At 37.1% G+C, this 5,051-nt stretch carries 4 protein-coding genes and 1 pseudogene; 4 read left to right on the top strand and 1 reads right to left on the bottom strand.

The features are described 5' to 3' along the window. Positions 1 to 287: 287 nt before the first annotated feature. From AC3DU7_RS24860 to AC3DU7_RS24845, 4 genes are all read left to right on the top strand, one after another. A complete protein-coding gene (locus AC3DU7_RS24860) occupies positions 288 to 2,015 on the top strand; it encodes a succinate dehydrogenase/fumarate reductase flavoprotein subunit (protein WP_488041974.1) in 1,728 nt (575 codons plus the stop codon). Positions 2,016 to 2,110: 95 nt separating this feature from the next. After that, positions 2,111 to 2,338, top strand: a complete 228-nt coding sequence (locus AC3DU7_RS24855; protein WP_488041973.1) for a hypothetical protein — start codon at positions 2,111 to 2,113, stop codon at positions 2,336 to 2,338. 255 nt (positions 2,339 to 2,593) lie between these two features. Continuing rightward, entirely contained in the window at positions 2,594 to 2,881 is a 288-nt protein-coding gene (locus AC3DU7_RS24850) for a helix-turn-helix domain-containing protein (protein ID WP_488041972.1), read from the top strand. A 210-nt stretch (positions 2,882 to 3,091) separates the two neighbouring features. Then, the gene (locus AC3DU7_RS24845; RefSeq protein WP_488041971.1) at positions 3,092 to 3,757 is read left to right on the top strand and encodes an HAD family hydrolase; all 666 of its coding nucleotides are present in this window, start codon (positions 3,092 to 3,094) and stop codon (positions 3,755 to 3,757) included. A 338-nt stretch (positions 3,758 to 4,095) separates the two neighbouring features. On the opposite strand, the pseudogene AC3DU7_RS24840 reads toward AC3DU7_RS24845, so the two are convergent. Continuing rightward, positions 4,096 to 5,051, bottom strand: a pseudogene (locus tag AC3DU7_RS24840) (hypothetical protein); the annotation flags it as partial.

Genomic DNA, 5,051 nt, shown 5'->3' with positions numbered 1-5,051 from the left:
TTAGTTATTTCCGCCATCCTGCACTAGTATTATGTATTCAACCGGACATGATATAATATAAAATATGCCTAATTGCTCATAGATCCAATCACGTCATAATCAGGATTTTAAGCTATTAGACATTTCCAATAATAAAAAATAAAATCAATTGTTCTACATAAATTATCAATTATTTATCCCTACTCCCTACTCCCTACTCCCTCTTTTCTGGGTCTATTGATTGTGAGGTTATTTAACCAGATTTGATATAAAATAATAAAAGCATAAAACTATTAGAGATTTACTTAATGCTAGAACACGACGTAATAATAGTAGGTGGCGGTCTGGCAGGCAGTCGCGCTGCTGTAGAAATAGCTCGCAAAAATCCTAGCTTAAATGTGGCAGTTGTTGCCAAAACTCACCCCATTCGTTCCCACTCGGTAGCAGCTCAAGGTGGAATAGCAGCTTCCCTCCAAAATGTAGATCCTGAAGATAGTTGGAAAGCTCATGCTTTTGATACCGTTAAAGGTTCCGACTATCTAGCTGACCAGGATGCAGTAGAAATTTTGGCAAAAGAAGCACCAGATGTAATTATTGACCTCGAACACTTAGGGGTATTATTTTCTCGGTTGCCAGATGGTCGCATTGCTCAACGTGCTTTCGGCGGTCACTCCCACAACCGGACTTGTTACGCTGCGGATAAAACTGGTCACGCTATTTTACATGAATTGGTAAATAACCTCCGTCGTTATGGGGTGCATATTTATCAGGAATGGTATGTAATGCGCCTGATACTCGAAGATGGTCAAGCAAAGGGCGTAGTTATGTACCATATTCTGGATGGTGAAATTGTTGTGCTGCGAGCAAAGGCAGTAATGTTTGCTACTGGTGGTTATGGTCGAGTATTTAATACCACTTCCAATGATTATGCTTCTACTGGCGACGGTTTGGCAATGGCAGCAATGATGGGCCTTCCTCTACAAGATATGGAGTTTGTACAGTTTCATCCTACAGGTTTATATCCAGCAGGAGTTTTGATTTCTGAAGCAGTGCGCGGTGAGGGTGCTTATCTGATTAATAGTGATGGCGATCGCTTTATGGCAAATTATGCTCCGAGTCGCATGGAGTTGGCTCCCCGCGATATTACTTCCCGTGCTATTACTTTGGAAATTAGTGCTGGTCGCGGAATTAATATGGATGGTAGTGCGGGAGGTCCGTTTATTTATCTCGATCTGAGTCACATGGGGCGGGAAAAAATTATGAGTCGAGTACCCTTTGCTTGGGAAGAGGCACATCGTCTTTTAGGTATTGATGCGGTGAATGAACCGATGCCAGTACGTCCCACTGCTCATTATTCTATGGGTGGCATTCCTACTAATACTGATGGTAGAGTTTTTGCAAGTGCTGATAGTTTGGTGGATGGGTTGTTTGCTGCGGGTGAGTGTGCTTGTGTGTCGGTGCATGGGGCGAATCGTTTGGGCAGTAATTCTTTGTTGGAATGTGTGGTTTATGGACGACGGACTGGGGCAGCGATCGCTGAGTTTGTGGAAGGTCGCAAATTGCCGAATATTGAGGAAGAATCTTATATTCAGGAGGCACGAGAACAGATTGAAGGGTTGTTAGAGCGTTCGGGAGAATATCGTATTGATTTTTTACGGCAGCAGTTTCAGGATACGATGACTGAGCATTGCGGTGTATTTCGTTCTCAGGGTGTGATGCAGAAAGGGTTGGAAAAGTTGAAGCAATTGCAGGAGCAATATAAGGAAGTTTATTTGGATGATAAGGGTAAGTTGTGGAATACGGAGGTTATTGAGGCATTGGAGTTGCGGAGTATTATTGTGGTGGGAGAAACAATTTTAAGTTCGGCGCTGAGTCGTCAGGAAAGTCGTGGTGCTCACAGTCGGGAAGATTTTCCGCAACGAAATGATGAGCAGTTTTTACGGCATACTTTGGCGTATTATTCCTTAGCAGGAATTGATATTAATTATCGACCTGTGGCAGTTACCATGTTTGAACCACAGGAACGGAAGTATTAACTAGCTTTCAGCTTTTAGCCATCAGCTTTCAGCTTTTTTTTCCTCTACTCTGTAGGAACGTTGCATGCAATGTCCCTACTCCCTCTTTTCTAGAGATGTCTAATAATCAAGGGGATATTAACGAAGTCAGAAGTCAGAAGCGGTGCGACCCCGCGACGACACCAGTCGCAAGCGGTCAGACCCCGCGTCGGCGTCAGACGCAAGGGAATGCTGACCAAGAGAGGGAACGCGCACCAAGAGAGTCAGAAGTTAACCCACCCCTAACCCCTCCCTGGAGGGGAAGTAGGGGATTTGAGCAACTCTCCAAAAATATTGCGCCTTAAAAGGCGGGGTTTTAGACCCATGTTATTTTGATAATAATGAGTGATAAAACTTTAATAACTGCAAGGTAAGCAATCAGCAATCAGCTATTTAGATAAAAGCTTTACTCATTGAGGCAAAATTTATACTTAACTATAAAATCTGGCACTCAATAGTCTATATTCATTAAAACTCCATTATGATAGCTAATAACTCATAGCTAATAGCTGTTTGCGCAGCATTCCGCAGGAAATGCTTACACTGCAAGTAGTGGCAATGTGTTTGCTGATTTAGGTATTAATAATGCTGAAAAAACTCTATCTAAGGCAAAAATTGCTAACCGTATATGTGAATTAATTAATGAACGTCAATTAACTCTTTCTACAGCATCAGAATTATTAGGTATTAGTGAGGAAAAAAATTCGAGACTTATCAGTGGTCTGTTTCAAGAATTTGATTCTGACCAATTATTTCAGTTTCTTAATTATCTAGATCAAGATATTGAAATAGTGATTAAACCTAAATCACCAAAAAGTAAGTATGGAGAGATAAAAGTTGTATATTAAATTATGTCGAAAGCAGTAAAAAATTTTATTAGTAACACTTACAACTTTTTCAAATTCAAAAATTTTTACTATACTGACTTGTATGTATAATTAAAATTGTTTCAATGTATTTTTCGATATCTCGCCAATATTATCTAAAATGATACATTGTTAGGTTTTTATTCTTTTAGTTTAGACCTCATAAAGTAAACACTATCTATATAAATTAAGATGCTCAAAGCAATTTTGTTTGACCTCGATGGCACCCTAGCAAATACAGATCCTTTGCATTACGAAACCTGGAAAGAAATTTTAAATAATCACGGAGTAATAATTGACCATAACTCTTATAAACAATATATTAGTGGCAGAACTAATCCAGCAATTATTCAAGATTTACTACCACAACTATCAACCACAGAAGCAGAAGAACTAGCAAATTATAAGGAAGTAAAATTTAGAGAAATTGCCTTAAACTTAAAGCCATTAACAGGATTATTAGAATTTATTGAATGGCTGGAAAACCAAAAACTTCAGAAAGCAGTTGTGACAAATGCACCTCCAGAAAATGCTGAATTTATGTTAGATATTTTGCAGCTAACAGATACTTTTCCATTAGTAATATTAGGTGGAGTAATGACTGTGGGAAAACCCGATCCTGCACCTTATAAATTATGTTTAGAAAAATTGGAAATTTCCCCGGAAGAGGCAATTGTTTTTGAAGATTCTCGTTCAGGAATTAAGTCAGCAGTCGGAGCAGGAATTTATACAGTAGGAGTTGCTTCTACCCATGAACCTGAATCTTTATTAGAGGTAGGAGCGAGTATTGTTATTAATGATTTTAGTGATGAAAAATTACAGCAACTTTTAGATAGTTGGAATATTTCTGGTATGTAGAAATAAGTATTTAACCTTGTAAATTGGTTTTAGCTTAATAGGGTTTCATATCAAATCCGGTAGCATTGGTATAATTCAGAATTAGGGAAAAATAGTCAATATTGTAGGAGGCAAACGGCCGTTTGATCCTACTGACGATAGAATTATATTACTCCAAAGCCAGCGGATTTGATATCACATAAATCAAAAGGAAATTTAAAGAAAATAAGGTTATGATGGCAAAGATAAATTCTTAGTTACATAAAAGCTAAAAATGTTTATTTTCAAAAGGTATTAGTTTATGAAAAGGAGATAAAACAATGACTGGCGAACGTAATATAAAAATTGGAAAAAGAGTATTATTTTTGCTGATTATTATATCGCCATGCCAAACGTTGTTGAAGTAATCTATGAATAAATCGATAACCACCTCCAACACGCTGAAGTAACATTTTTTCCGTGGCATAGTTGAGGAAGCGGGCGTAATTCCAGGGGGCTTTTTTTGTGATAAAAAGAATGAGACGGATAGCTAGGTGTGTGGCTAAAACTGTTAAAAATGGGAGATATTTTAAAGTTGGCATAATAGCTAATGTTCTCAACATAATGTAACGATTAGGTTCAAGGTTGATTATTTGTAGAAGAAGCAATAAAGTTGTTGAAATAGTTACAGTAATAATTACTAATATACCTGCGTTAATAGCTGTTTTCCACATTCCTTCATTGGGAAATTTTCTATTTTTAAGTTCTCCAGATTTTAAGGCATCCACACATAATGTACAAAGAGTTAATAGCAAAATACAACTCATGGATAGAAGATAAGATAGATATTTATAATAGCCTATTATAATCATTAAAGCTGATGAAATAGATACAAATATACAAATATAAAACATAAATTTTGTTATTGGAAGATCAGATATATCTGATAACGATTTTTTAAGTTCCGCCCAAGAAAAACTTAAAGTTTCCACTTCAAAATCAGATTTTTTATCTATGCCTTTATAAAGTGTCATCTTATCTATGCCTATGAACGACTCAAAAGACTTCAAATGTTTGCTAGTTACACCTATAGAAGATAAAAATTTCCGGCCTCTTGATGAGTTAGGTAAAAGTGCAATAAGACAACCAATACAAATACTACTAAAACCACCAACAACACCAAGAGGAGCAATATATAGATATGATGATACACAGAAGTAATAGATTTGTAGAGGAAATGAAACAACTATCAAGAGGAACACGAATATCCCAATAATTCTTCGCTCTCGTTTTTTCTCAACCCAAGAATACCGCAACCGCTCAATCAAAAACTCAG

Source organism: Okeania sp. (genome assembly GCF_983059655.1).
Note: the sequence above shows the minus strand (reverse complement) of the source record. Positions and strands in the feature narration are given on the sequence as shown.